27 protein-coding genes are annotated in these 24,313 nt (G+C 64.0%); 18 read left to right on the top strand and 9 right to left on the bottom strand.

What is annotated here, in order from left to right; all coding sequences use genetic code 11:
* Positions 1-36: 36 nt before the first annotated feature.
* Positions 37-339 carry a copper-binding protein gene (locus EDE08_RS22220; protein ID WP_131870927.1) on the top strand — a complete coding sequence of 101 codons (303 nt, stop codon included), beginning with the start codon at positions 37-39 and terminating at the stop codon, positions 337-339.
* A gap of 55 nt (positions 340-394) precedes the next feature.
* Here EDE08_RS22220 and EDE08_RS22215 read toward each other — a convergent pair whose 3' ends face one another.
* Together EDE08_RS22215 and EDE08_RS22210 are read right to left on the bottom strand one after the other, a co-directional pair.
* The gene (locus tag EDE08_RS22215; RefSeq protein ID WP_131870926.1) at positions 395-955 is read right to left on the bottom strand and encodes a PQQ-dependent catabolism-associated CXXCW motif protein; all 561 of its coding nucleotides are present in this window, start codon (positions 953-955) and stop codon (positions 395-397) included.
* Complete coding sequence (locus EDE08_RS22210) at positions 952-1,836, bottom strand: substrate-binding domain-containing protein (protein WP_165936095.1); 885 nt, start codon at positions 1,834-1,836, stop codon at positions 952-954. The genes EDE08_RS22215 and EDE08_RS22210 overlap by 4 nt, the downstream gene beginning before the upstream one ends.
* Positions 1,837-1,964: 128 nt before the next feature.
* On the opposite strand from EDE08_RS22210, the gene EDE08_RS22205 reads away from it, so the two are divergent.
* Together EDE08_RS22205 and EDE08_RS22200 are read left to right on the top strand one after the other, a co-directional pair.
* Positions 1,965-2,888 (top strand): quinoprotein relay system zinc metallohydrolase 2, encoded by a 924-nt coding sequence (locus EDE08_RS22205; protein ID WP_131870925.1) that lies wholly within the window; start codon positions 1,965-1,967, stop codon positions 2,886-2,888.
* A 53-nt stretch (positions 2,889-2,941) separates the two neighbouring features.
* Positions 2,942-3,760: a quinoprotein dehydrogenase-associated SoxYZ-like carrier gene (locus tag EDE08_RS22200; protein WP_165936094.1), complete on the top strand. Its 819-nt coding sequence runs from the start codon at positions 2,942-2,944 to the stop codon at positions 3,758-3,760.
* Between the two features lie 119 nt (positions 3,761-3,879).
* Here the strand turns inward: EDE08_RS22200 and EDE08_RS22195 are convergent, their stop codons facing one another.
* The gene (locus EDE08_RS22195; protein ID WP_131870923.1) at positions 3,880-4,239 is read right to left on the bottom strand and encodes a hypothetical protein; all 360 of its coding nucleotides are present in this window, start codon (positions 4,237-4,239) and stop codon (positions 3,880-3,882) included.
* Between the two features lie 138 nt (positions 4,240-4,377).
* Between EDE08_RS22195 and EDE08_RS22190 the strand changes: the two genes are divergently transcribed.
* From EDE08_RS22190 to EDE08_RS22170, 5 genes are read left to right on the top strand one after another with little or no spacing between them, the layout of a single operon-like run.
* On the top strand, positions 4,378-5,325 hold the full coding sequence (locus EDE08_RS22190; RefSeq protein WP_165936093.1) for an ABC transporter substrate-binding protein: 948 nt from the start codon (positions 4,378-4,380) through the stop codon (positions 5,323-5,325).
* 1 nt (position 5,326) lies between these two features.
* Entirely contained in the window at positions 5,327-6,064 is a 738-nt protein-coding gene (locus EDE08_RS22185; protein WP_131870922.1) for an ABC transporter permease, read from the top strand.
* A complete protein-coding gene (locus tag EDE08_RS22180) occupies positions 6,054-6,794 on the top strand; it encodes an ABC transporter ATP-binding protein (protein WP_131870921.1) in 741 nt (246 codons plus the stop codon). Before EDE08_RS22185 ends, EDE08_RS22180 begins: the two co-directional genes overlap by 11 nt.
* Before the next feature lie 48 nt (positions 6,795-6,842).
* On the top strand, positions 6,843-7,637 hold the full coding sequence (locus EDE08_RS22175) for a pentapeptide repeat-containing protein (protein ID WP_131870920.1): 795 nt from the start codon (positions 6,843-6,845) through the stop codon (positions 7,635-7,637).
* Between the two features lie 26 nt (positions 7,638-7,663).
* Positions 7,664-8,011, top strand: a complete 348-nt coding sequence (locus EDE08_RS22170; RefSeq protein ID WP_131870919.1) for a hypothetical protein — start codon at positions 7,664-7,666, stop codon at positions 8,009-8,011.
* Between the two features lie 22 nt (positions 8,012-8,033).
* On the opposite strand, the gene EDE08_RS22165 is transcribed toward EDE08_RS22170, so the two are convergent.
* From EDE08_RS22165 to lanM, 5 genes are all read right to left on the bottom strand, one after another.
* On the bottom strand, positions 8,034-8,243 hold the full coding sequence (locus EDE08_RS22165; protein WP_131870918.1) for a hypothetical protein: 210 nt from the start codon (positions 8,241-8,243) through the stop codon (positions 8,034-8,036).
* Positions 8,244-8,430: 187 nt separating this feature from the next.
* The gene (locus tag EDE08_RS22160) at positions 8,431-9,273 is read right to left on the bottom strand and encodes a DUF6662 family protein (RefSeq protein ID WP_245524851.1); all 843 of its coding nucleotides are present in this window, start codon (positions 9,271-9,273) and stop codon (positions 8,431-8,433) included.
* Positions 9,274-9,521: 248 nt separating this feature from the next.
* Positions 9,522-9,602 carry a pyrroloquinoline quinone precursor peptide PqqA gene (gene pqqA, locus EDE08_RS22155; protein ID WP_008562446.1) on the bottom strand — a complete coding sequence of 27 codons (81 nt, stop codon included), beginning with the start codon at positions 9,600-9,602 and terminating at the stop codon, positions 9,522-9,524.
* 216 nt (positions 9,603-9,818) lie between these two features.
* Positions 9,819-10,271, bottom strand: a complete 453-nt coding sequence (locus EDE08_RS22150) for a hypothetical protein (protein ID WP_245524850.1) — start codon at positions 10,269-10,271, stop codon at positions 9,819-9,821.
* A 20-nt stretch (positions 10,272-10,291) separates the two neighbouring features.
* A complete protein-coding gene (lanM, locus tag EDE08_RS22145) occupies positions 10,292-10,690 on the bottom strand; it encodes a lanmodulin LanM (RefSeq protein WP_131870916.1) in 399 nt (132 codons plus the stop codon).
* A gap of 346 nt (positions 10,691-11,036) precedes the next feature.
* Here lanM and EDE08_RS22140 point away from each other — a divergent pair, with 346 nt between their 5' ends.
* The 4 genes from EDE08_RS22140 (at position 11,037) to EDE08_RS22125 (ending at position 15,138) form a co-directional block, all read left to right on the top strand.
* Positions 11,037-12,701, top strand: coding sequence for a methanol/ethanol family PQQ-dependent dehydrogenase (locus tag EDE08_RS22140; RefSeq protein WP_131870915.1), 1,665 nt, complete (start codon positions 11,037-11,039; stop codon positions 12,699-12,701).
* Positions 12,702-12,712: 11 nt separating this feature from the next.
* Positions 12,713-13,069: a c-type cytochrome gene (locus tag EDE08_RS22135; protein ID WP_131870914.1), complete on the top strand. Its 357-nt coding sequence runs from the start codon at positions 12,713-12,715 to the stop codon at positions 13,067-13,069.
* A complete protein-coding gene (locus EDE08_RS22130) occupies positions 13,066-13,995 on the top strand; it encodes a type 2 periplasmic-binding domain-containing protein (protein WP_131870913.1) in 930 nt (309 codons plus the stop codon). The genes EDE08_RS22135 and EDE08_RS22130 overlap by 4 nt, the downstream gene beginning before the upstream one ends.
* A gap of 141 nt (positions 13,996-14,136) precedes the next feature.
* Positions 14,137-15,138: a Bug family tripartite tricarboxylate transporter substrate binding protein gene (locus EDE08_RS22125; protein WP_131870912.1), complete on the top strand. Its 1,002-nt coding sequence runs from the start codon at positions 14,137-14,139 to the stop codon at positions 15,136-15,138.
* A 60-nt stretch (positions 15,139-15,198) separates the two neighbouring features.
* Here EDE08_RS22125 and EDE08_RS22120 read toward each other — a convergent pair whose 3' ends face one another.
* Entirely contained in the window at positions 15,199-16,167 is a 969-nt protein-coding gene (locus EDE08_RS22120) for a helix-turn-helix domain-containing protein (protein ID WP_131870911.1), read from the bottom strand.
* A gap of 513 nt (positions 16,168-16,680) precedes the next feature.
* Here EDE08_RS22120 and xoxF5 point away from each other — a divergent pair.
* From xoxF5 to EDE08_RS22085, 6 genes are all read left to right on the top strand, one after another.
* On the top strand, positions 16,681-18,486 hold the full coding sequence (gene xoxF5, locus EDE08_RS22115) for a lanthanide-dependent methanol dehydrogenase XoxF5 (protein ID WP_131870910.1): 1,806 nt from the start codon (positions 16,681-16,683) through the stop codon (positions 18,484-18,486).
* A 122-nt stretch (positions 18,487-18,608) separates the two neighbouring features.
* Positions 18,609-19,100: a c-type cytochrome, methanol metabolism-related gene (locus EDE08_RS22110; RefSeq protein WP_131871028.1), complete on the top strand. Its 492-nt coding sequence runs from the start codon at positions 18,609-18,611 to the stop codon at positions 19,098-19,100.
* Positions 19,101-19,161: 61 nt separating this feature from the next.
* Entirely contained in the window at positions 19,162-20,271 is a 1,110-nt protein-coding gene (locus tag EDE08_RS22105; protein WP_061883481.1) for an S-(hydroxymethyl)glutathione dehydrogenase/class III alcohol dehydrogenase, read from the top strand.
* A gap of 33 nt (positions 20,272-20,304) precedes the next feature.
* Complete coding sequence (gene gfa / locus EDE08_RS22100) at positions 20,305-20,868, top strand: S-(hydroxymethyl)glutathione synthase (protein ID WP_131870909.1); 564 nt, start codon at positions 20,305-20,307, stop codon at positions 20,866-20,868.
* Positions 20,869-21,489: 621 nt separating this feature from the next.
* Positions 21,490-21,942: a (2Fe-2S)-binding protein gene (locus EDE08_RS22090; protein WP_061883483.1), complete on the top strand. Its 453-nt coding sequence runs from the start codon at positions 21,490-21,492 to the stop codon at positions 21,940-21,942.
* A gap of 1 nt (position 21,943) precedes the next feature.
* Positions 21,944-24,256, top strand: a complete 2,313-nt coding sequence (locus tag EDE08_RS22085) for a xanthine dehydrogenase family protein molybdopterin-binding subunit (RefSeq protein ID WP_131870908.1) — start codon at positions 21,944-21,946, stop codon at positions 24,254-24,256.
* Positions 24,257-24,313 lie beyond the last annotated feature (57 nt).

Below are 24,313 nucleotides of genomic sequence, written 5' to 3'. Positions count from 1 at the left end.
CTTGTCGAAGTGAACCCCATACGTCGGGAGGCCTCGATGGGAACCACAAGATTCATCTTCGCGGGCGCCGCGGCCCTTAGCTTGCTCGCACCCAGCGCTTTTGCCGAAGACATGACCGGAACGATCACGCGAATCGACCGTCTCAACGGCACGATCGCGATCCAGCAGACGCAGAAGGGTACGGTCGGCGCCAGCGCTGGCAGCGCCGGCGCGCTCCAGGAGTACAAGACCAAGGATGCCGCGATGCTGGATGCCGTTCATGCCGGCGACAGGGTGAACTATACGGCCACCGAGACGAACGGCACCGGCACGCTGACGAAGCTGCAGAAGCAGAAATAGAGCACTGCGCTTGACCTCTCTCCGCTTGCGGAGAGAGGGAGCGCATCCTCGCTGATCAATGCTGCTCGGGCCGCGGCTCCGGCCGCGCCTCATCGGTCGGAAGCTTCGCGCGCTCCCAGCCGTCGGTGCCGTCGGGGTACCACACGATGTTGGAATAGCCGTAAGCCAGCGCACGCTTGGCGGCGTTCCAGGACATCCAGCAATCGGCGAGGCAATAGATCACGAGCAATGCGGCCTTGTTGCCGCGCGAGGCGCGCGCGAGGCCGCGCTGGAGATAGTCATCCATGGCCGGCGGCAGAGTGCCGTAGCCGGTGTCAGGCAGCCAGATGCTGCCCGGAATGTTCCGGCGCGGCGCATCGCGCCACACCGTGCCCTCGGGAAGGTTGTTCGGCTTCGGCGGGCGCGGCATCACGTCGACGAACGCGCCGCTGTTTGCGCGCCATATCGCTTCCGCCTCTTCGGTCGTCAGCACGCGCGCGCCGGCAAGCGTCGCCGGCACCGGCGCGCGATAATTGTCGGTGCGATAGCCCTCGGGCTCGAACGGCTCCTGCTGCTGCGCCGACGCCGGTGCCACGAGCAGAGCAACGACAATCGCAGCGGCAAGCGGCCGTCTCATGGCGTCTTCTTGGCCGCCTCCGCGCCGAGCGGCCGGTCGCTCTCGTCCAGCAGCGGCACGCCGAAATCGAGCAGGATCTTGTTGATCTCGCCCTGGTTCTCCTGGATCAGCTTGTTGAGCTGCCGCTTCCAGTTCTGGTCGGCGGGGCGCACGCCCATGCCGATGCGATAGACCAGCTTCGGCCCGGTGGTTTCCTTCACCAGCGGCGTGACATGGAGCGAAGAGCCGGCCTTCTTCGCATGGTAGCCGGCCATCGGCCCCCACAACACGCCGGCGTCGATCTTTCCGGCGGAGAGGTCATTGATCATGGCCTGTGCCGAATTGTCGAAGCGCGTGTCGATCATCAGCGGATAGGGCTTTGCATCGCCCATCAGGCCGGCCAGCGCCATGTTGGTCGCCGGCGGTGTGCCGGCGACGATGCCGACATGCTTGCCCTTCAACTTGGGGTCCTCGAGCGTGTCAACGTCCTCGAGCCCGCTGCCGGCCTTCGAGACCAGTGCATAGCTCGTGCGGTAGTAGGGATTGGTACCCTGCACGAGGTCGTCGCCTTGCGGGAAACCCATGATGACGTCGCAGCGATGCGCGCCCAGCGTCATCCGCACGAAACCGGTGGCCTGCGGAAAGAACACGTAGTCGAGCTTCTTCTGGAGCTTGTCCGCAAGAAACTCGGCGAGCTTGTTCTCGAACCCCTCGCCCTTCTCGTTGGAGAACGGCAGATTGCGCGGATCGGCGCAGACGCGCAGCACCTTGGGATCGACCAATTCGAATGAGAGATCGCCGGTCTCGCTGGTCTGCGCGACGGCGGCATCGCCGAACGCACAGGATGCGACCACGACCCACAGTGAAAACAACCAGCGACGATGTCGTCCGGCCTCCGTCATCGCGCTTCCTCCTCGTTTTGGTTGGATGTTATCCATGCAACGCATGACGCGCCACCTGTGCCAACTTTGCGCTGGCCCAACTTGTTGCAGTGCAACGAGACGAATCCCTTGAACTGAGGCAGAAAAAAGTGTCTCGCATCGCTCTGATGATCGCAGCCTGGTTCCTGCTCGAAGCGACGCTAGCACGCGCCTGCGCAGCCGAATTGCCTGTGAGCGAAGTCGCACCGGGAATCTTCGTGCACTCCGGGACCATCGCCCTGATGACCCGCGAGAACGAAGGCGACATTGCCAATGTCGGCTTCATCGTCGGCGATGAGGCCGTGGCCGTGATCGACACCGGCGGCAGCCTTCGCGAAGGCGAGGCACTGCTGGCCGCCGTGCGGGCCCGCACGCCCAAGCCGATCCGCTATGTCATCAACACTCACGGCCATCCCGACCATGTCTTCGGCAACGCCGTTTTTGTTGCGGAGGGCGCGAGCTTCGTCGGGCACAGCAAGCTGCCGCAGGCGCTCGCGACGCGCGGGCCGTTCTATCTCGACAATTTCCGCCGCATCATGGGCAGCGAGCTGATCGATCCCGTCAAGATCATTGCCCCGACCCTGCTCGTGACCGATACGATGACGCTCGATCTCGGTTCGCGCCGCCTGAGCTTGCGTGCCTGGCCGGCCGGACACAGCGACAGCGACTTGATCGTGTACGACGAGACGACCAGGACCCTGTTCGCTGGCGACCTGGTCTTTCTCCGCCACATCCCGGTCATGGACGGCAGCATCCGCGGCTGGCTCGACACCTTGAAGCGGCTCGAGACCATCCCGGCGCTCCGCGTCGTTCCCGGTCACGGCCCCGTGAGCGACTGGCCCGCCGCGCTGATCGACGAACGGCGCTACCTATCAACGCTGCTGTCCGACGTCCGCACACTGAACAAGAACGGCGAGCCGATCCGAGCCGCCGCAGACAAGGCGGCAGCGTCGGAACGGCCGCATTGGCAGCTGTTCGACGACTACAACGCTCGCAACGCAACTGCAGCATTCTCTGAAATTGAATGGGAGTAGCGGGCGCGCTAGGCTGCACCTGACGACTGTTTCGTCCGCGCGGGATCATGACCATGACGGGATGCACACGCCGGCTGGCCCTCACCGCCCTCCTGCTCGGCCTCGCTTTCGCGACGCCGACACAGGCGGAAGAGGCCTATGATCCCTGGCCCGGCCTGGTGCAGGACATCTTCAAGAGCCGTCCGATGAATGACGGCAGCGCCGTCATCGGCATCGAGATGCCCTACCGCGCCGAGGATGCGGCGATCGTGCCGGTGACCTTGCGCAGCAAGCTGTCGCCCGGCGATGCGCGGCGGATCCGTTCGATCACGCTGGTGATCGACCGCAATCCGGCGCCGATGGCGGCGAAGTTTGAACTCGGGCCCGACGCCAATGTCACGGAGATCTCGACACGCGTGCGCGTCAATAACTACACCGATGTCCACGCGGTCGCCGAGCTCAGCGACGGTCAGCTCTATGTGTCCAAGACGTACGTGAAAGCCTCCGGCGGCTGCTCGGCACCGGCGGGCAAGAACGTCGAGGAAGCCAGGAACCGGCTCGGCCAGATGCGCTATCGCCAGTTCGCCCGCGAGGATGCGCCGGCGAGCCGCGTCCGCGAGGCGCAGGTCATGATCGGTCATCCCAACAATTCCGGGCTGCAGATGGACCAGGTCACGCAGCTCTACATTCCCGCTTTCTTCATCAACCAGCTCAAGCTGACGCAGGACGACAGCCCCGTGCTGTCGATGGAAGGCGGGATCTCGATCTCGGAGGATCCCAACCTGCGCTTCACGTACGTGTCCAACGGCGCCAAGCGCTTCCGCGCGGAAGCAAAGGACACGGACGGGCACGTGTTCCGCAACGAGTGGGATGTGGAGAAGCCGGGGACGTGAGTCTCTCGATCGTCATGGCCGGGCTTGTCCCGGCCATCCACGAACTGCGGGCCTATCCAAGAACGTGGATGCCCGGGACAAGCCCGGGCATGACGAATACGGCTGCTCATCATGCACTGTCAGAAACACCTCACCTCTGCTTCCGCCTGCGCGCGCCTCAAATCGTTCACCGCCGAGTTCGCCTGCTCCGAGGTGCGGAACTGGACGCCGAGATTGCCGCGCACCTGCGACATGCTGAGCGCGGTCTCGGCGGTAACATAGCGCTCGTAGGGTATGATCGAAGCCACCACGTCGATCGAGCAGGAACATTGCTCGATCGCAGCCCGCGTCTCGCCGGTGGCCTTCATGCAGCCATAGACATACTCCGCGCGCGCCGAGGTGGGATAGTCATTGACCGCCTCGGCCCGTGCCACGCACGCGCTCGCAGCCAGCATCACCAATGCGGCAACAATCGGTCGTAGCTGTCCCGCCAGATTCATGCGCATCCTCCCGCTGGTTGCGACCAAGGCTATGCTATGCGTATTGTCCTGAAAAGCATTCCGTCAGAGGAAACGGCTCACAAGGTGATGAGAGCACTGGGTGTGACGAGGGCATTTGGTCGAACATTGGCGCTAGCAATGACGCTGGCGCTGACGCTCGCCGCGCCCGGCCGCGCTGCGGATGCGATCCGCCTTGCAGTGCAGAAGACAGGAACATTCTCCTGGGAGCTGGCCGCGATCCGCAGCGCCGGCCTCGACAAGGAGGCCGGCCTGTCGCTGGAGGTCACGGAGCTCGCGAGCACCGAGGCCGGCAAGATCGCGATGCGCGCCGGCAGCGCCGACATCATCCTGTCGGACTGGCTATGGGTGTCGCGCGAGCGTGCGCTGGGCGCCAAGCTCACTTTCTATCCCTATTCGAGCGCGTTGGGTGCGGTGATGGTTCCGGCGGCTTCTCCAATCAAGACGCTGGCCGACCTCAAGGGCCGCAAGCTCGCCGTCGCCGGCGGGGCGATCGACAAGAGCTGGCTGCTGCTCCAGGCGCGCATGAAACAGGACGGGATCGACCTGAAGTCCGAGGCAACCATCGTCTATGGCGCGCCGCCCCTGATCGCCGCGAAGGCGCTCGACGGCGAGATGGATGCGAGCCTCAATTTCTGGAATTTCTGCGCCCAGCTCGAAGCCAAGGGTTTTCGGCGCCTCGCGGGTATCGAGGATATCCTGCCGAAGCTCGGCGCCAAGGGTGCTGTCTCCGCCGTCGGCTATGTCTTCGACGAGAGCTGGGCCGCGAGCCATCGCGACGCCGTGGCGCGCTTCATCGCGATGACCCGCAAGGCCAAAGAGCTGCTGGCGACCTCGGATGCGGCCTGGGACAAGGTCGCGCCGCTCACCGGCACCAGCGATCCGGCCGTGCTCAAGTCCTACCGCGACCGCTACCGCGACGGCATTCCGCGCCGGAGCATCGACGACGAGGAAAAGGACGCACGCGTGCTCTACCGCGTGCTGGCCGAGATCGGCGGCCGCGATCTCGTTGGCCCTGCGGCCGAGCTCGACCCCGGCACGTTCTATCACGCAGTCCCCGGAGACTGAGGTGCTGCGTCTGCTCTCGTTCGCCCTGTTCCTCGCAACCTGGTGGACCGCCGCGCTGTTCGTCGGTGGCGCGAAGCTGCCCTCCCCGCCGACCGTGCTCCAGGTCATGACCGCGGAAGCATCAAGCGGCGCGCTGTTCCTGCATCTCGGCGCCACGCTGGCGCGCGTCGCGCTCGCCTTCACACTCGCGATGTCGCTCGGCAGCGCGATCGGCTACCTGATGGGCCGGGTGAAGCTCGCCGACCGGCTCGGCGATCCCTGGCTGATCCTGCTGCTCAATTTGCCGGCCCTGGTCGTGATCGTACTGGCCTATATCTGGGCCGGGCTCACCGAGGCCGCGGCGATCGCGGCGATCGCCATCAACAAGCTGCCGACCGCCATCGTCACCTTGCGCGAGGGCGCGCGCGCGCTCGACCGCTCGCTCGACGAAATGGCGAGCGTGTTCGCGATGCCGCGCTGGCGCGCTTTCCGCCACGTCGTGCTGCCGCAGCTTGCGCCCTATATCGCGGCCTCCGCGCGCTCCGGGCTGTCGCTGGTGTGGAAGATCGTGCTGGTCGCCGAGCTCCTGGGTCGTCCGAACGGCGTCGGCTTCGAGATCGGCGTCGCTTTCCAGCTGTTCGACACGCCGCGGCTGCTGGCCTATTCCCTGACCTTCGCCGCCGTCGTGCTCGTCATCGAAACCTTGCTGGTGCAGCCGTTCGAAGCCCGCGCAAACCGGTGGCGGCCCCGTGCGGCTTGAGGTCGAGATCACGGGAAAGACCTTCAGGAGTGCCGCGGGCGGAACGCACGAGGTGCTGGCGCCGGTCCGGTTCGCGCTTCAATCCGGCGAGGTCGGTGTGCTGATCGGGCCGTCCGGCTGCGGCAAGAGCACGATGCTGCGCATCATCCTCGGATTGGACCGCGACTTTGCAGGCCGCATCGCGCGGCCGCCGGAGGCACGGATCGGCATGGTGTTCCAGGAGCCGCGCCTGCTGCCGTGGCGCTCGGTCGAGCAGAATGTACGGCTTGCGGCACCGGAGGTTTCCGATGCGAAGCTGTCGGAACTGTTTCGGATCCTGGAGCTGGAAGCGCATCGCAGCCACTTTCCCGGCGAACTGTCGCTCGGCCTTGCCCGCCGCGTCGCACTCGCCCGTGCCTTCGCGGTCGAGCCCGATCTCCTGGTGCTCGACGAGCCCCTCGCCTCGCTCGACGATGCGCTCGCCGGCCGTCTGCGCGACGAGATCGCAACGCTGGTCGCGAGCCGTCCGATGATGACGCTACTTGTCACCCACAGTCTCGACGATGCGATCCGGCTCGGCGACCGGCTGTTCTTCCTGTCGCCGCGTCCCGCACGGATCGTACAGGAGCTTCCGATCGCCATCCCGCGCGCCGCGCGCAGCGAAGCCGAGATTGCGGCGATCAGGACCGAGCTTGCACGGCGCATCCAAGCGGAACAGGGCGACGTTCACGCCGGGCGGGATGTCCCATAGGCAACCGCGCGAGGCCCGTGCTAAATTGGGTCGCAGCGGAGTCTGCAGATGAAGCGAAGGATCGCCCTGACGGCACTTGGCCTTGCTCTGCTCGCGACAACGACGCGCGCGCAGGACATGATGCGCGATCTCGATCTGACGTCACCCGCCATGGTCTCCGCCGAGATGAGCCGGCAGGAGGTCGAGGCCGCGCTGGCCAAAGCGAGCGCCGGTGCCCCCGCCGATTTGACCGGCAAGCGGTTATCGGGGCTCGATCTCAGTGGTCTCGACCTGGCCAACGCAATTCTCCGTGCGGCACGGCTCAACAAGACGAAGCTCGCCGGTGCCCGGCTCGATGGGGCGATCCTCGATCAGGCGTGGCTGCTGGACGCAGATCTCACGGGCGCGAGCCTGAAGGGCGCCAATTTGTTCGCGTCACAGATGGCACGTGCTCGCCTCGACGGCGCCGATCTGACTGGTGCGCGCATCACGGCAGATCTCACCGGTGCGAGCATGGTCGGCGCGTCGATCGCGGATGCGCATCTCGGTGCCGACATGCGCAACCAGTCGATGGGGCTGATGCGCGCGGTGCTGAGATCCGCCAATCTCGAACGGCTGAACGCGCGCAACGCCGATTTGTCACGCGTCGACCTTGAATTCGCGGTCCTCAGGGGCGCCGACCTGAGCGGTGCATCACTGAAAAACGCCCAACTCGGCGGAGCCGATCTGACCGGCGCGATCGTCATCGACGCCGATTTCGACGGCGCCGATCTCGCCTCGGCGAAGCTGATCGCGCCGAACGGCCTTGACCGCGCCAAGAATTTCGACAAGGCAAAGAACCGCGAACGCCTGATCAGGGAATGACGGCGCGCCTGTGGGAGGACTGCTCGATGCGTTGGGTACTGGCTCTGATCGCGTTGTCGACGCTTGTCGGCGAGGCCGCCGCGCAAACCAAGGGCAAGGGCGTAAGGCTCTGGAACCTGACGACGGAGACGATCTCGGGTTTCCAGCTCGCGCCAGCCGGCAAGACCGACTGGGGTCCGAACCAGTGCTTGAACGACAAGGACAAGGAGGTCGATCACGACGAGCGGCTGCGCATCATCGGTGTCGAGCCCGGCCGCTATGACGCCAAGGTCAGCTATCCCGACGCGCGGCAGTGCATCGTCCGTGACATCGAGATCAAGGCGGACGCCGTGTTCTCGATCGCCGACAAGGATCTGAAGGACTGCACGAAGTAGCGCTCGAACAGATCCTTGCGCCTTATGCCCTGTCGTTGGGGCGTGGATATTCGCAGCGCCAACGCACCGCCTGCCACTTCGGATGCTCGCTGACCCATTGCGCGATATAGGGCGGCGCGGCCATCACGCATTGGCGGGGCGAGCCGGAATAGTTGAACACCAGATGCTGCTCCTCGCAGGTCGCAGGCGAGAGCACAGCACACACAGTCACCACCAGGTCAATCGGGTTCATGCTGGATCCTCTCGCAAGGGGCGCTGGAGATTAGCACGAAAGATTACGTTGCAAGGAGGGGAAAAGTTTCAGGCGGAGGTCAGGAATGGCGAAGGGAACTGCCTCCATCCCTTGCTGGCATTGCGACGCAAAACGCCGAATTCTCCGGAGGTCATGACCGGGCTTGTCCCCCATGACGATCTCGCAGCTAGAAGTTGATCCCGAACACCATCCTGGCCTGGTGTCGCTCGAAATTGACGAGGTCCAGCTTGCCGCCCGATCCGGCCGGACGTCCCCAGGCCTGCATGCTCCAGCTCAAGGTCAGCCGCGAGTGCTCGGATAGCTGGAAATATGCGGTGGGGCCGACGAACAGGGCCTGGCCTGCAAATTCTCCGAGGCCGATCCCCTCATATTGCCGGAAATAGCGCAACTCGCCACCGAGCAGCACATTCGGCCGCACGCGCGCCAGGCCGGCAAACGCAGCGCCGATCGTTGAGCTCTTCTCGGATATTCCTCCAACCTCGAGGCGCGCCCATTCCGGTTGGTAGATCAGGTTGAGGGCGCCGATGGCGAAGTTCGGGATCAGTTCGCGGTCGAATGCCAGCGTGAACTCGGTGCCGTACATTCGCCCTTTCGCGCCGCTGGTCTCGTCAATGCGGTCGCCGTGCAGTTCGGCAGCGATCGTGAAGCCGAACGGAGCGCGGTCGCGATCGAGCAGGCGATAACGCAGGTCGAGCGAGGCGCCCTGGAAGTTGAACTGGCGGCGGTCGTCGATATCAGGGACGCCGGTGATGTCGTGCAAGCTGGCGGTGCCGCCGAGCTCGATACGAAAATTCGGCAGTGGCACCACCTCGATCTCGACCTCGTGCTCGAGCGCGCGATACGCCGCCCCGCCTTTGCCGAAGCGCCCTGTCGTTTGGGTCTGGAATTCGCGCTCGCCGACATTGCCGACATCGGTGCCGATCATGAAGCCGAAAATGTGCTCGGTATCAAAGCCTTCTTCGGCGCTGCTGCGTGCCGGCGCCAGCACGATCGCGCACCCGATCATCATCCAGAACTTACAGGTTCTGCCGCCCATCCCGTGCCCCGAAGGCGCGCCGCTGTGATGCAGCAGCAACGTTCACCGAGCATCAGCGTAGCACACTGCGGCAGAGCGCGGTCGAGATTTTGGTTGAGAGGTCGAGGCCTGCACACGTGCCGCTTCGCGTCCATCGCGAAGCACGATGAGGCTATGCGGAAATCCGACACTGCCGCGGCTTCGACGGCGCTCGCCATCGAAACCGCGGCAGGTCGTCAGTCTTACTTGCGCGAAGCGCAGGCGTACATGTTGATTTCCATGCCGACCGGCACTTCCACGATCTTCGGAGCTTTCCAAGCCATTCGGGGTCTCCCAAGGTATTGAGCGCGACATCGCGCGGCGCAAAACGTAGGGCTGCGTCAGGTGTAGTTCAAGCCTCGATTGGACTGCCGAGCGCGTCCGTGTCGCTTCTTCGCCACTGCATTTCTCTCTCGGACAAAGCCAGTTCCCTCTTGGTCAAGCACGACCAGCGAGACAACAACTTGTGCAATGCACCGCGCGTCTGATCGACAGCGCCGTCAGCAGCCCTTGTCGGCCATTTCGGTATTCGGCTTGGCGCCTTCGGCGCGCTGGGCCGCGGTCGGCTCACTCTGCATTTGCCGCTGAGCATCCTCGGACGAAGCCGGCGTTTCACCGCTTGCACGATTCATCGTGCTCGTCGGCGGATGCTGGCTGGCATCACGCGTTGAACTGGACGAGTGCGATTGAGCGGAGCCGACGGTGACCGGACCAGAGCCGGCATCCTTGTCGGTGCTGGCGCTACCGGTGTTGCACGGACCGGCGACGGCAACGCCGGCGCTCAATGTCAGGATGGCGCAGGCAGCAAGAACGGAACGTTTTGTGTTCATCTGCATCTCCTCTTCGCCTGCCGCGCAGCCCCGGCGCCAGGCAGGACGTTGCGGAGAAAACAGGCCGAGCAGCCCGATGTTCCCGGGCGTCACCGGAATGATCGCAAATACGGCCCTCGTCACGTCAGTTCCGATTGCACCGCTCACCGTAGCAATCGCAGCAGGGAGCGGCCTGCGCGCGAATTCAGCTCCTTCGTATCCAGCGTTCCGTCCTTGTCGGGATTCGCCGCGTTGAAGCGTTGCTCGACCACGGACAGATATTCGTCCAGCGTAAGTGTCCCGTCGCGGTCAGGATCGGCGGCGGCGAGCTCTTTCGCCGACAACCGTCCGCGCAGTTCGCGCGCATCAAGCGTGCCGTCATGATCGGGATCAAGCTTTACGAACATTGCGGCAGCCACCTTCTTCACCTCGGCAAGATCGAGCGTGCCGTCATTGTCGGTGTCGAACAACTTGACCGCGTTGCCGGAGGCCGACCACGCCGGACCGGCCGACAATGCAATCGCAAGCGAAAGGGCAAGGGCAATTGAACGACGCGAAATCATCTAGACCTCCCTGACGATGAGCCCCGAATCGACGGGGGCATAAGCGACATAAATCCGCAAGCGGGCCTTGGTTCAAGTCCGGACTTGCAACTTGCGCGCACCACAACCCGGGAGAACCCGGCCGTGCGCCGGCACGCCTGTACCCCGGGACCCGCTTCGTAGCGCGGAATTTTCGCAGCGTCTCAGCACAAGTGGAAGTTGCTTTCGCAAGGTTTCCGTAAGGTGACCGACACGCCGCGTCCGACGATATCGGCACGGCACTTACGACTTTCGTATTGACGAGTTTTGCTTTCAGGCGGAGTGTTGCAATCGCAGCGTCAAAAGGCGCGCATATTGGGAGGAACGGATGAAACGCTTTGCGATGGCCGCAGGCCTCGTCATGCTTGCGTCAACCTGTGCAAATGCACAAACCACCGAGCAGCTGGTCAAGGGCGCGACCGACACGTCGAACGTTCTCAATTATGGAATGGGCTACAATCTCCAACGGTTCTCGACGCTGAAGCAGATCAACAAGGATACGGTCAAGAACCTCGTCCCGATCTGGAATTACAGCTTCAATGACGATCGTAGCGAGGAATCCCAGCCCATTGTCTATCAGGGCGTGATCTATGTGACCACGCACAATTCGACCATGGCGGTGGACGTCAGGACCGGCAAGCAGATCTGGAAGAGCAAGATCGAATATCCGGCGGAGACGCCGCGAATTGTCTGCTGCGGCATCATCAACCGCGGCGTCGCGATTCATGAGGGCAAGCTGTTCCGTACGACCCTCGATGCCCACGTGATTGCCATCGACGCCAAGAACGGCAAGGAGCTGTGGCGGCAGAAGGCGGCCGACATCAAGGAAGGCTATTCGATGACGGTGGCCCCGCTCGTTGCCGACGGCGTCGTCATCACCGGCATCTCCGGCGCCGAATTCGGCACAAGGGGCTTCATCGACGGCTGGGATCCGGCAACGGGCAAGCATCTCTGGCGCACCCATTCGATCCCCTCGCCCGACGAGCCGGGCGGCGACACCTGGAAGGGCGACACCTGGAAGCTCGGCGGCGGCTCGACCTGGATCACCGGGTCTTATGATCCCGAGTTGAACACGATCTATTGGGGCATCGGCAATCCCGGCCCGTTCAACTCGGCGGTCCGGCCCGGCGACAATCTCTACACCTGCTCCGTCCTGGCGCTGGATCCCAAAACCGGCAAGATCAAGTGGCACTACCAGTTCTCGCCGAACAATCCGTTCGACTACGACGCCGTGGCCGAGATGGTGCTCGCCGATGTGAACGTCGAGGGAAAGCCGACCAAGACGCTGATGAATGCCAACCGCAACGGCTTCTTCTACGTGCTCGACCGCACCAACGGCAAGCTGCTCGCGGCCAACCCTTACGTGAAGGTCAACTGGGCAACCGGCATCGACATGAAGACGGGACGTCCGATCGAGACCGACGTTTCCAAGGACGCACGCGAGGGCAAGAAGGTGACGGTCTATCCGTCCATCCTCGGCGGCAAGAACTGGGAGCCGATGTCGTTCAATCCGCAGACCGGCCTTGCCTATGCCAACACGCTCGCCTTCGGCGGCAGGTACAAGACCGAGCCAGTCACCTACAAGCAGGGTGAATGGTACCTCGGCATGGACCTGACCGACCTCTGGGAATACGGAGACGGGCCGCGCGGCCATCTCAAGGCCATCGACCCCATGACCGGCAAATCGAAATGGGAAGCGCCGAGCGACATTCCGCGCTTCTCCGGCGTACTCTCGACGGCCGGAGGCGTCGTGTTCTCTGGCGCGCTAACCGGCGAGTTCGAGGCCTTCGACGCCGACACCGGCAAGAAGCTCTGGCAGTTCCAGACCGGCTCCGGCATCGAGGGACAGCCGGTGACATGGCAGCAGGATGGCGTGCAATATGTCGCCGTGACGAGCGGCTATGGCGGCGTCTACTCGCTGTTCTCCGGCGACGAGCGGCTTGCCAACGTGCCGCCCGGCGGCTCGCTGTGGGTCTTTGCGGTCAAGCAGTAACCACGGGTACGATGCAGAAGGTGATCTCTCATAAGACGGCGGCGATGATCGCCGCCGTCGCGGTGCTGTCGGTCGCGCTTGCGGCGGCCGGTCGTGCCGATAACAACACCACTGGCAATTCCATGCAGGCGCAGATCGACCATGGCAAGTCGACTTACGCCTCGAAATGCTCGCACTGCCACGGCCCCAATCTGATGAACTCCGGCACCGTCACGCCGGACCTGCGTGCCATTCCCGACGACAAAACGCGCTTCGTCACCACGGTGAAGAACGGCAAGAACAACAAGATGCCGCCCTGGGCCGACATTCTCAGCGACGACGAGATCGGGAACCTCTGGGCCTTCGTCTCCAGCCGGAGAAAGCCATGAGACGATGCCTCTCCATCTGGAGCGTTGCCGCGATCCTCGCGGCGGCGCCTCTCGTTGCGGGCGCGGCCGAGGATCCGCTCAAGGTCTGTCTCGACGAGGACCGGCCACCGCTGTCGGTGCATCGAAAGGGCAAACCGGATGCCGGCTTCGACGTGCTGCTGGCGCGCGCCGTGGCCGAACGCCTGCGACGGCCCCTCGCGATCCAATGGTTCGAGAGCAGGCTCGATGAGGATTCCAGCCCGCAGCTCGAGGCCAATGCGCTGCTCTCGGATGGGCGTTGCTCGCTGGTCGGCGGCTATGCGCTGACGCAGGACTCGCTGGTCGTGCCCGGGATGAAAACGGCGCGCCTGCCGGATTTCGCCGGAGCTACACGCGACGACCGGCGGCGTCGCGTCGCGCTCGGCGTGCTTGCGCCAAGCCAGCCTTACATCTATTCGCCAATGACGGTGGTGCTCGGGCCGAAGGCCCGTGACCGCACGATCGGCGACATCGGCGATCTCGCCGGCCTGCGTCTCGTCATCGACAGCGGATCGCTCGGCGATGCCATCCTGATGACCTTCGACAAAGGGCGCCTGATCGAGAATATCACGCACCTCGTCCCCGGCCGCGACGATCTCCTGGGCGCGCTCGAGCGCGGCGACCATGACGCGACCCTAATCGATCTTGCCCGCTTCGACGCCCATCGCGCCGCGCACCCCGACACGGCGATCACGGCGTCCGGCTACTATTACCCGATCGGAGCCAATCGCGGCTATGTCGGGCTCGCCAGCGATGGCGCGCTGGTCGAGGCCGTCAACAAGGCGCTCGGCCAGCTTGCTGCCGAAGGCAAGATCGCCGAATTCGGCAAGCAGGCCGGCCTCACCTATCTGCCGCCGCGGGAGCCAGCGATTCTGGGCGACGTCTGGACGAAAATCATTCAGCGGTGATTGCAAGGGCGCTGATGTCCCGGACGGCACGCAGTGACGCCTGCGCGCAGCGCACGCATCATGCGCCAATCTGTCTCGCCTGCCGGCCATGCCCGGCGCCAGCCTGATGCAGTAGGTTCCGCAGAAATCCGGGAGAGAATCATGTCCGCCAAACTCGATCGCCGCCACTTCATCGCCGCCGGTACCACTGCACTGGCCGTGCCTTTCGTCTCGCGCGGCGCCTCGGCGCAAGGCTCATCACAAGGCACTTGGCCGGCGCGACAGATTCGCATGATTTGCAGCTATCCGGCCGGCGGCCAGACCGACCTGCTCGCGCGCGCCTATGGCGAGTCCATCTCCAAGCAGGTCGGCAAGACCGTCGTCGTCGAGAACAAGCCCGGCGCCTCCGGCGCGATCGGCACGGCCGAGGTCGCCCGCGCCGAGCCCGACGGCCACACCATCCTGTGCTCGATCTCGACCACCTACATCATGAACCGGGTGGTGATGAAAAATCCCGGCTACGACATGGACAAGGATCTGACGCTCGTCAGCGTCATTCCCGGCGCCGGCCTGCTGCTGGTGGCGAACCCGAAAACCGGGGTCAAGACGCTGGAGGATTTCGTCGCCTTCGCGCGCAAGAGCGGCAAGGTGAATTTCGGCACCTACAGCGCGGGCTCGGCCCCGCACATGACGATCAACGAGCTCAACAAGCAGTACGGCCTCAACATCGAGCCGATCCATTATCGCGGCGAAGCGCCGATGTGGACGGGCATGCTCGAAGGTACGCTCGATGCCGCCATGGGCAGCTACACGGCCGCACAATCGGTGCTGCAAAGCGACCGCGGCACCGTCTTCGCCGTGCATTCGAAGAAGGTCGACGCGATCCCGAACGTGAAGACGCTGCCCGAACAGGGCGCGACCTCGAAATTCTTCACCGTCAGCGGGTTCACCGGATGGGCCGTGCCGAAGGCGACGCCGCAGCCGGTGGTCGATCGCCTCGCCGAGCTCTGCGTCGCCGCCAACGGCGATCCGAAGGTCAAGGAGGTTCTCGCGACTTTCGTGCTCGAGCCCGCGATCGGCTTCAAGGAGACCAACGCGCTGTACCAGCGCGAGCTGCCGATCTGGATCGAGAGCGCGAAGTCGTTGGGCCTCGAGCCGGCCTGACCAGACAGCCGGCGCGCATCAGGAGGATGGCCTCTCCGGCCGCCTTCTTAAAAGCCATGCCTAATGTTCGCCCGAAGCCACGGTGCCCTGCTGCGACTTATGGATCGAGGACGGCACCACGCCGAAATACTTCCGGAACACCCGGCTGAAATGGGACGAGCTGGAGAAGCCCCAGGAGAACGCGACGTCGGTGATGGTCTTGCCGGCGTGGGCTTCGAGTTCCTGGCGGCAGTTCTGTAACCGGGCCTGCCAGATGTAGTCGCTCACCGTGGTGCCGCGCTCCGAGAACAGCATGTGCAGGTAGCGCTTGGAGCAGCCGAGCTCGGCCGAGATCTGGTCGATGCACAGATCCGGATCGCGCAGGTGCTCGCGGATGAAGAACTGCGCTCGCACATACATCGCTTCGGGTCCGACGCGATCGAACATGGTGTCGGCTTCGCGCAGCGGCAGCAGCAACAGGTCGATCAGCGAATCGGCCACGCCGACCGCGCTGTTCGCCGATAGCTTCGCCGCCTCGTCGAAGGTGGCATGGACGAAATCGTGGGCGATCCGCCCCGTGCCGGTCTTCGCCGACAGCTTGCACGCGGGCATCCGCTGCGAGGGGAATCCGCGGTCGCGCAGCAGTGCCTTCGGCACGATCACCACGTCGTGACGCGTGAAGGCCGGGCTGATGATCGAATGCGGGCAGGAGACATCATAGGCGATGATATCGCCTGGGTTGATTTCGATGTGGCGGCCGTCCTGTTCGAAATAGGACACCCCGTAGGTCTGGAAGTGAATTTTTATGTAGGGATGCTCATTGGCCTTGGCGCGCGCCAGCGTATGCGCGATGCGATGCTGGCTGACCTCGATCTGGCAGAGCTTCAGGCGCGAGACGCTCGTGTAATCGATGCGGCCTTCGAGCGAGGACGCCTCCAGCGGATCGACGTCGAAATGCCCACACAGGCTCGTCAGCCCGTCGATCCAGCTTTGGATCTGGCGCTTCGGCGTCATACCGGTCGTCGAGAGCGTGTGAATGGTGTCGGACATTAATCCAGCCACTGGTTTGATCCGGAGATTCGACGCGAATCGCAACCAGCGCTGCCGGAGCCCTCAGCCGTGATTGCGTGACGTTTACCTCGAATTTGAGCGGTCTCTTGGCACGAGCGCCATCGTGCCATTGCCACTCTTGAAAGTTAATCCTCCGCCTTAGTTGCAGCGCCGTCAAGGGGAACCTGAGCACCGAGGGAGCGGTCAAGGGGGTGCGGAAGCCGCTGAATTCGCTACTGCAAAACAAAATCTTCGCGTCCGTGCGCTGTCGAGCAAACCGGCTTCTCTCTTGGGCAAGTTTCCCGATGACGAAGCCGTTAGGGATTGGGCAGGAACAACAAGAACGGGCCGCTCCTGCACGTGGACCCGTGGCTCTCATCAGGAGGAGGAAACAGAACAGCATTCGTTTCTGGTCCCAACCGTGACCGCCCTGCACGAGCAGACGCCGGACGAGAAGCCCGGCGATTGAGCAATGCTTCGGAAACAATAAACGCGACCAACGGAGGAATGACTATGCGCAAGGTGCTACTGGCGACCTATATCGGCTCCGCGGCGGCTCTCGCCGTCGGCAGCGCCTCAGCCAACGACGAGCTGATCAAGATGTCGCAGAACCCGAAGGACTGGGTGATGCCGGCGGGCGACTACGCCAACACCCGTTACTCCAAGCTGAACCAGATCACCGCCCAGAACGTCGGCAAGCTGCAGGTGGCCTGGACGTTCTCGACCGGCGTGCTGCGCGGCCATGAGGGCGGGCCGCTGATCATCGGGAACATGATGTACGTCCACACGCCGTTCCCGAACAAGGTCTATGCGATGGACCTTTCGCAGGAGAACAAGATCGTCTGGAAGTACGAGCCGAAGCAGGATCCGAACGTCATCCCGGTGATGTGCTGCGATACCGTCAATCGTGGCTTAGCCTACGGCGACGGCAAGATCATCCTGCATCAGGCCGATACCACCCTCGTTGCGCTCGACGCCAAGACCGGTCAGGTCGCGTGGTCGGCCACCAACGGCAATCCGGCAAAGGGCGAGACCGGCACTTCGGCAGCCCTGGTCGTCAAGGACAAGGTCATGGTCGGCATTTCCGGCGGCGAGTTCGGTGTGCAGTGCCATCTCACCGCGTACGACCTCAAGTCCGGCAAGCAGGTCTGGCGTGCCTTTTCCGAGGGCCCGGATGATCAGATCAAGATCGATCCGGCCAAGACGATGTCGCTGGGCAAGCCGGTCGGCCCGGATTCGTCGCTGAAGACCTGGCAGGGCGATCAGTGGAAGATCGGAGGCGGCTGCACCTGGGGCTGGATCTCCTACGATCCCGCTCTGAACCTCGTCTATTACGGGTCGGGCAATCCCTCGACCTGGAACCCGAAGCAGCGTCCCGGCGACAACAAGTGGTCGATGACGATCTTTGCGCGCGATGCCGACACCGGCATGGCGAAGTGGGTCTACCAGATGACGCCCCATGACGAATGGGACTATGACGGCGTCAACGAAATGATCCTCAGCGACCAGCAGATCAATGGTCAGAACCGCAAGCTGCTGACGCACTTCGACCGCAACGGCCTCGCCTACACCATGGACCGCGAGACCGGCGAACTGCTGGTGGCCGAGAAGTACGACCCGAAGGTGAACTGGACCAGCGGCGTCGACATGGACAAGAACTCGCCGACCTACGGCCGTCCCAAGGTCGTCGCTCAATACTCGACCGAGCACGGCGGAGAGGACAAGAACACCAAGGGCATCTGCCCGGCCGCGCTGGGCACCAAGGACCAGCAACCGGCAGCCTACTCGCCGGACACGCAGCTGTTCTACGTTCCGACCAATCATGTCTGCATGGACTACGAGCCGTTCAAGGTGAGCTACACCGCGGGCCAGCCCTATGTGGGCGCGACGCTCTCGATGTACCCGCCCCCGGGTGAAAGCCACATGGGCAACTTCATCGCCTGGGACAACAAGACCGGCAAGATCGTCTGGTCGAACAAGGAGCAGTTCTCGGTCTGGTCGGGTGCGCTCGCAACGGCAGGCGGCGTGGTGTTCTACGGCACGCTCGAAGGCTACCTGAAGGCGGTCGACGCCAAGTCCGGCAAGGAGCTCTACAAGTTCAAGACCCCCTCGGGCATCATCGGCAACGTCACCACCTATGAGAACAATGGCAAGCAGTACGTTGCCGTGCTCTCCGGCGTCGGTGGCTGGGCCGGCATCGGCCTGGCGGCAGGTCTGACCGATCCGACCGCAGGTCTCGGCGCAGTCGGTGGTTACGCGGCCCTCAGCAACTACACGGCACTCGGCGGTACGCTGACCGTGTTCTCGCTGCCGAACTAGGCCTCGCTCTGCATCGCTCCGGCGCGTGGATCAACTCCACGCGCCGGCTCGTCTCCCACCGGGTCCCACCGGGCTCCTCGAGGAAAAATCTCTTGCGTAAAATCTGCTCTGTCATTGCTGCGATGATCTTGGTTGCGTCCGGAGGAATTGCGGTCGCGGACGGTCCGGGCGACCCCACCGCAGTGAAAAAGGAAGACGACGGAAAGTGGCTCGATAAGGAAGGAATTCCGACCTACAAGATTTCGGCCGACGGCACCGTGGACTGGTTCACCTATTCCGGATACCGCCGCTATCATTCCGACTGCCACGTCTGTCATGGCCCCGACGGCATGGGCTCCACCTACGCGCCGGCGCTGAAGGATTCCGTCAAGAGCATGAGCTATGGCGACTTCCTGGGCGTGGTCGCCTCCGGCCGCAAGAACATCTCGACCGCGCAGGAGAACGTCATGCCTGCTTTCGGCGACAACCCGAACGTCGCCTGCTACATGGACGACCTGTACGTCTATCTGCGCGCCCGCTCCACCGAAGCATGGGGCCGGCAGCGTCCCGCCAAGAAGGAGGAGAAGACAGAGGCGTACAAAAAGGCGGAAGACGCCTGCATGGGCAACAAATGAACGTTACGAGGACTGCCGAGACCACCTCTTGGCGTCCTATGAGAATCTGAGGAGTCTTACGATGAAAACACGTGCCGCCGTCGCCTTCGAGGCCAAGAAGCCGCTCGAAATCGTCGAGGTCGATCTGGAGGGACCCAAGGCCGGCGAGGTCCTGGTCGAGATCAAGGCCACGGGCATCTGCCATACCGACGCCTACACGCTCGACGGCTTCGACAGCGAGGGCATATTCCCGTCGATCCTGGGGCATGAGGGCGCGGGCATCGTCCGCGAGATCGGCCCCGGCGTGACCTCGGTGAAGCCGGGCGATCACGTCATCCCGCTTTACACGCCGGAATGCCGGCAGTGCAAAAGCTGCCTCAGCCGCAAGACCAATCTCTGCACCGCGATCCGTGCGACGCAGGGCAAGGGCGTGATGCCTGACGGCACCAGCCGTTTCTCCTACAAGGGCAAGCCGATCTACCACTACATGGGCTGCTCCACCTTCTCGAACTTCACCGTGCTGCCCGAGATCGCGGTCGCCAAGATCCGCGAGGACGCGCCGTTCGACAAGAGCTGCTACATCGGCTGCGGCGTCACCACCGGCGTTGGCGCCGTGGTCAACACCGCCAAGGTCGAGCCCGGCGACAACGTGATCGTGTTCGGCCTCGGTGGCATCGGCCTCAACGTGATCCAGGGCGCCAAGATGGCGGGCGCCGACAAGATCATCGGCGTCGACATCAACGATTCCAAGGAGGAGTGGGGCAAGCGGTTCGGCATGACCCACTTCGTCAACCCGAAGAAGGTCACTGGTGACATCGTCCAGCACCTCGTCGGCCTCACAGATGGCGGCGCCGACTACACGTTCGACTGCACCGGCAACACCACGGTGATGCGCCAGGCGCTGGAAGCCTGCCATCGCGGCTGGGGCACCTCGATCATCATCGGCGTCGCCGAAGCCGGCAAGGAGATCGCCACCCGCCCGTTCCAGCTCGTCACCGGACGCAACTGGCGCGGCACCGCCTTCGGCGGCGCGCGCGGCCGCACCGACGTGCCGAAGATCGTCGACTGGTACATGAACGGAAAGATCCAGATCGATCCGATGATCACCCACGTGCTCAAGCTCGAAGAGATCAACAAAGGCTTCGATCTCATGCACGAGGGCAAATCCATCCGTTCAGTCGTCGTGTTCTAGCTCGAAAGACATCACCCCAAGGAGGATCGACCCATGACTGTTGCACTCCATCCCTCGATCGACAACGGCATCAAGCAAGGCAGCGGCAACTTCGGCGGCGGCACGCTGGTCTGCAAATGCACGGACCATCCGGTCAAGGTCGGCATCAAGGGCGACGTCGCCCACAACCACGCCTGCGGCTGCACCAAATGCTGGAAACCGCAGGGCGCGACCTTCTCCGTCGTCGCCGTGGTGCCGCGCCAGAACGTCACCGTGCTCGAGAACGGCGACAAACTCCAGATCGTCGACCCCTCGGCGGTGATCCAGCGCCACGCCTGCAAGGCCTGCGGCACGCACATGTACGGCCGCATCGAGAACAAGAACCACCCGTTCTACGGCCTCGACTTCATCCATCCCGAACTGTTCCAGGAGCAGGGCTCGCAGGCGCCGCAATTCGCCGCCTTCGTCTCCTCGGTGATCGAATCGGGCGTGAAGCCCGAGCAGATGGCAGGCATCCGATCGCGGCTGAAGGAGATCGGGCTCGAGCCCTATGACTGCCTGTCGCCGGCGCTGATGGACGCGATCGCGACCCATGTGGCGAAAGCCAAAGCCGCCTGAGAAGGCCGCCTGAGCGGAGCCGCCGAGCCTTCACCGGTCCCCCATCCGCTCGCTGGCGCGTGCCGTTGCCAGCGAGCCGGACCGGTCGCCGTCCCGGGACCAGCGCGGCGATGCCGCCGCTTCTGCACCAGACATGTGAGGGCCATCAGTTCCTCAGTCCTGGTCTGTGAATGACTGCGCAGGGCCGCCCGCTTCCTGCTCGAAGCTCGCGTGCGTTTCTCCCTCCATCGACTGAGGCATCCTGCTTCGTCCGCGCAGTTCCTGGCGGACGAAGCTTTTTTGCTTGGGACCGTTGCAGAGGCGCGCAGCGCGATGACCACGCCCTGCTTTTGACAAACCACCGATGCAATCTTTTCCCGGTGAGAACACTCGGCTGTGAACGCCGGGTCGGAGCGACCCCTGCTAGGGTCGCGCCGTCACGATGCTGCGCGAAGTACAATCAATCAAGAAGACGACGGGAGTATCGAGCAAATCCAGACATCGCTATCCGCGCTCCTGCCTCCCTCCGGGATTTGCCCGCGCGGGACGACGGCGGAATGCGGCGAGACGACGCACGAACCGTCGCCGACCGGCGTCGGCGGACTTTGAATTTGGCATGCTTATGAAGAGCGAGGCACGATCATGATCAAGGTGAAGATCAACGGCCAGGAACAGAGCTGGGACGGCGACCCGGATCTCCCGCTACTCTGGTTCCTGCGTGACGAGGCCGGACTGACCGGCACCAAATACGGCTGCGGGCAAGCTCTGTGCGGCGCCTGCACGGTCATCGTCGACAAGCAGGCGGTGCGCGCCTGTATCACGTCCATCAACGACGTCGCCGGACGCGAGGTCACCACGATCGAGGGATTGCATCCCAACGGCGATCACCCGGTGCAGAAGGCCTGGCGCCAGGTCAACGTGCCCCAATGCGGCTTCTGCCAGGCTGGCCAGATCATGCAGGCTGCAGCCCTCCTGATGGACAACCCGAAACCCTCGCATGACCAGATCCGCGAGGCGATGTCGGGCAACATCTGCCGCTGCGGCTGCTACCAGCGCATCGAGAACGCCGTCCATCTCGCATCGACGGGAGTGTGACATGAACTTCATCGACAATCCCCGCAAGCTTCGCGGCTTCGAGAAGCATATCAGGGTCGAGAAGATCTCGCGCCGCAGCATCCTGAAGGGGCTCGGCGTCACCGGCGGCTTCGTCCTCGCCGCCCCCGTGATGTCGCGCCCGGCGCTCGCCTATGAGACCGGTGCCGGCCAGATGCCGCACGGTGTCGTGGTCGATCCGCGCGTGTTCGTTTCGGTCGCCCCGGACGGCATCGTCACCATCATCGGGCACCGTTCGGAAATGGGCACCGGCGTGCGCACCAGCCTGCCGCTGATCGTGGCCGAGGAGATGGAAGCCGACTGGTCCAGGGTCAAGGTGCAGCAGGCCCATGGCGACGAGGTCAAGTTCGGCAACCAGGACACCGACGGCTCGCGCAGCACACGGCACTATCTGCTGCCGATGCGCCAGATCGGCGCCTCCGCCCGCACCATGCTGGAGCAGGCTGCTGCGAAGCGCTGGGGCGTGCCCGCGACCGAGGTCAAGGCGGTCAACCACGAGGTCGTCCACAGCGCGAGCGGCCGCAAGCTGGGTTTCGGCGAACTCGCCGCGGACGCAGCCAAGGAATCGGTGCCGAGCATCGAAGGTCTCAAGCTGAAGGATGCCAAGGACTTCCGCTATCTCGGCAAGGGCCAGGTCGGTATTGTCGATCTTCACGACATCACCACCGGCAAGGCGCATTACGGCGCGGACATCCGCTTGCCCGGCATGAAGTATGCCGTGATCGCGCGCCCGCCGGTGACGGGCGGCAAGCTGGTCTCGTTCGATCCGGACGCGGCTCTGAAGGTCCCCGGCGTCGAGAAGGTGATGCAGGTGCGCGGCTGGCCGTGGCCCTCGAAGTTCCAGCCGCTCGGCGGCGTCGCCGTGATCGCGCGCAACACCGGCGCGGCGATCAAGGGCCGCGACGCGTTGAAGCTGGTATGGGACGACGGTCCGAACGGCAAATACGACTCCGTCGCCTATCGCAAGGAGCTCGAGGAGGCCTCGCGCAAGCCCGGCCTCGTCCTGCGCAAGGAGGGCGATGCGGACACCGCCCTAAAGGGGGCCGACAAGGTCATCGTCGGCGAATACTACATCCCTCATCTCGCCCATGTCGCCATGGAGCCGCCGGTCGCGGTTGCCAACGTCAAGGGCGACAAGGCGGAGATCTGGGCGCCGGTGCAGAGTCCCGGCGGCACTCGCGAGGACGTCGCCAAGACGCTGGAGATCCCCGAAGGCAACGTCACCGTCAACGTGACGCTGCTCGGCGGTGGTTTCGGTCGCAAGTCGAAATGCGACTTTGCGCTCGAGGCCGCCCTGCTGTCCAAAGAGCTCGGCGCGCCGGTGAAGGTGCAGTGGACGCGGGAAGACGACCTCCACAACGGCTTCGTGCACACCGTCTCGGTCGAGCGGATCGAGGCCGGTCTCGACAAGAGCGGCAAGGTGATCGCCTGGCGCCACCGCAGCGTGGCTCCCAGCATCGCATCGACCTTTGCCGCCGGCACGGTGCATCAGGCCCCGTTCGAGATCGGCATGGGCCTCGTCGATATGCCGTTCGAGATCGCCAACATCTCCTGCGAGAATCCGGAAGCAGCCGCGCACACCCGCATCGGCTGGTTCCGTTCGGTCTCGAACATCCCTCGCGCCTTCGCGGTGCAATCGATGGTCGGCGAAATCGCGCAGGCGACCGGCCGCGACCAGAAAGACATGCTGCTCGAGCTGATCGGCTCGCCCCGCATCGTCAAGCCGAACGTGAAGGACCTCTGGAACTATGGCGAGCCGCAGGACAGCTACCCGATCGACACCGCGCGCCTGCGCAAGGTGGTCGAGCTGGTCGCCGAGAAGGGGGAATGGGGGCGCAAGTTGCCGAAGGGCCACGGTCTCGGCATCGCCGTGCACCGCAGCTTCGTCAGCTACATCGCGACCATCGTCGAGGTCGCCGTCGACGACAAGGGCAAGCTGACGGTGCCGCGGGTCGACACCGCGATCGATTGCGGCACCTATGTCAACCCCGAGCGCATCGCCTCGCAGATCGAGGGCGCGGCGATCATGGGCCTGAGCCTCGCCAAATACGGCGAGATCACCTTCAAGGACGGCAAGGTGCAGCAGAAGAATTTTGACGACTTCCAGGTCGTCAGGATGGACGACTCCCCGTTGGTGACCAACGTCTACATCGTGCCGCCGGCATCGGACACGCCGCCAAGCGGCGTTGGCGAGCCCGGGGTTCCCCCGTTCGCGCCGGCCCTGATCAATGCGATCTTCGCCGCGACGGGAAAACGTATCCGCGCGCTTCCGATTGGCAAGCAATTGGAGGCTTGAGCTGGAAACTAAAGCGTGAGGCGGAACACAAGGCGCCTCGCGCTGTTTTCATCGATC

This window comes from Bradyrhizobium sp. R2.2-H (genome assembly GCF_004346455.1).
GTDB classification, from domain to species: domain Bacteria; phylum Pseudomonadota; class Alphaproteobacteria; order Rhizobiales; family Xanthobacteraceae; genus Bradyrhizobium; species Bradyrhizobium diversitatis.
The sequence above is the reverse complement of the archived record's forward strand: the minus strand, read 5'-3'. Positions and strand labels throughout refer to the sequence as shown.

Coding starts and splice junctions, on each gene's coding strand:
- EDE08_RS22140 (WP_131870915.1), top strand. CDS start 11,037: ATGAAACGCTTTGCGATGGCCGCAGGCCTCGTCATGCTTGCGTCAACC.
- EDE08_RS22215 (WP_131870926.1), bottom strand. CDS start 955: ATGAGACGGCCGCTTGCCGCTGCGATTGTCGTTGCTCTGCTCGTGGCA.
- EDE08_RS22190 (WP_165936093.1), top strand. CDS start 4,378: ATGACGCTGGCGCTGACGCTCGCCGCGCCCGGCCGCGCTGCGGATGCG.
- EDE08_RS22200 (WP_165936094.1), top strand. CDS start 2,942: ATGACGGGATGCACACGCCGGCTGGCCCTCACCGCCCTCCTGCTCGGC.
- EDE08_RS22130 (WP_131870913.1), top strand. CDS start 13,066: ATGAGACGATGCCTCTCCATCTGGAGCGTTGCCGCGATCCTCGCGGCG.
- EDE08_RS22125 (WP_131870912.1), top strand. CDS start 14,137: ATGTCCGCCAAACTCGATCGCCGCCACTTCATCGCCGCCGGTACCACT.
- lanM (WP_131870916.1), bottom strand. CDS start 10,690: ATGATTTCGCGTCGTTCAATTGCCCTTGCCCTTTCGCTTGCGATTGCA.
- gfa (WP_131870909.1), top strand. CDS start 20,305: ATGACTGTTGCACTCCATCCCTCGATCGACAACGGCATCAAGCAAGGC.
- EDE08_RS22085 (WP_131870908.1), top strand. CDS start 21,944: ATGAACTTCATCGACAATCCCCGCAAGCTTCGCGGCTTCGAGAAGCAT.
- EDE08_RS22120 (WP_131870911.1), bottom strand. CDS start 16,167: ATGTCCGACACCATTCACACGCTCTCGACGACCGGTATGACGCCGAAG.
- EDE08_RS22160 (WP_245524851.1), bottom strand. CDS start 9,273: ATGATGATCGGGTGCGCGATCGTGCTGGCGCCGGCACGCAGCAGCGCC.
- EDE08_RS22105 (WP_061883481.1), top strand. CDS start 19,162: ATGAAAACACGTGCCGCCGTCGCCTTCGAGGCCAAGAAGCCGCTCGAA.
- EDE08_RS22170 (WP_131870919.1), top strand. CDS start 7,664: ATGCGTTGGGTACTGGCTCTGATCGCGTTGTCGACGCTTGTCGGCGAG.
- EDE08_RS22175 (WP_131870920.1), top strand. CDS start 6,843: ATGAAGCGAAGGATCGCCCTGACGGCACTTGGCCTTGCTCTGCTCGCG.
- EDE08_RS22210 (WP_165936095.1), bottom strand. CDS start 1,836: ATGACGGAGGCCGGACGACATCGTCGCTGGTTGTTTTCACTGTGGGTC.
- EDE08_RS22110 (WP_131871028.1), top strand. CDS start 18,609: ATGATCTTGGTTGCGTCCGGAGGAATTGCGGTCGCGGACGGTCCGGGC.
- pqqA (WP_008562446.1), bottom strand. CDS start 9,602: ATGGCTTGGAAAGCTCCGAAGATCGTGGAAGTGCCGGTCGGCATGGAA.
- xoxF5 (WP_131870910.1), top strand. CDS start 16,681: ATGCGCAAGGTGCTACTGGCGACCTATATCGGCTCCGCGGCGGCTCTC.
- EDE08_RS22165 (WP_131870918.1), bottom strand. CDS start 8,243: ATGAACCCGATTGACCTGGTGGTGACTGTGTGTGCTGTGCTCTCGCCT.
- EDE08_RS22135 (WP_131870914.1), top strand. CDS start 12,713: ATGCAGAAGGTGATCTCTCATAAGACGGCGGCGATGATCGCCGCCGTC.
- EDE08_RS22090 (WP_061883483.1), top strand. CDS start 21,490: ATGATCAAGGTGAAGATCAACGGCCAGGAACAGAGCTGGGACGGCGAC.
- EDE08_RS22195 (WP_131870923.1), bottom strand. CDS start 4,239: ATGAATCTGGCGGGACAGCTACGACCGATTGTTGCCGCATTGGTGATG.
- EDE08_RS22220 (WP_131870927.1), top strand. CDS start 37: ATGGGAACCACAAGATTCATCTTCGCGGGCGCCGCGGCCCTTAGCTTG.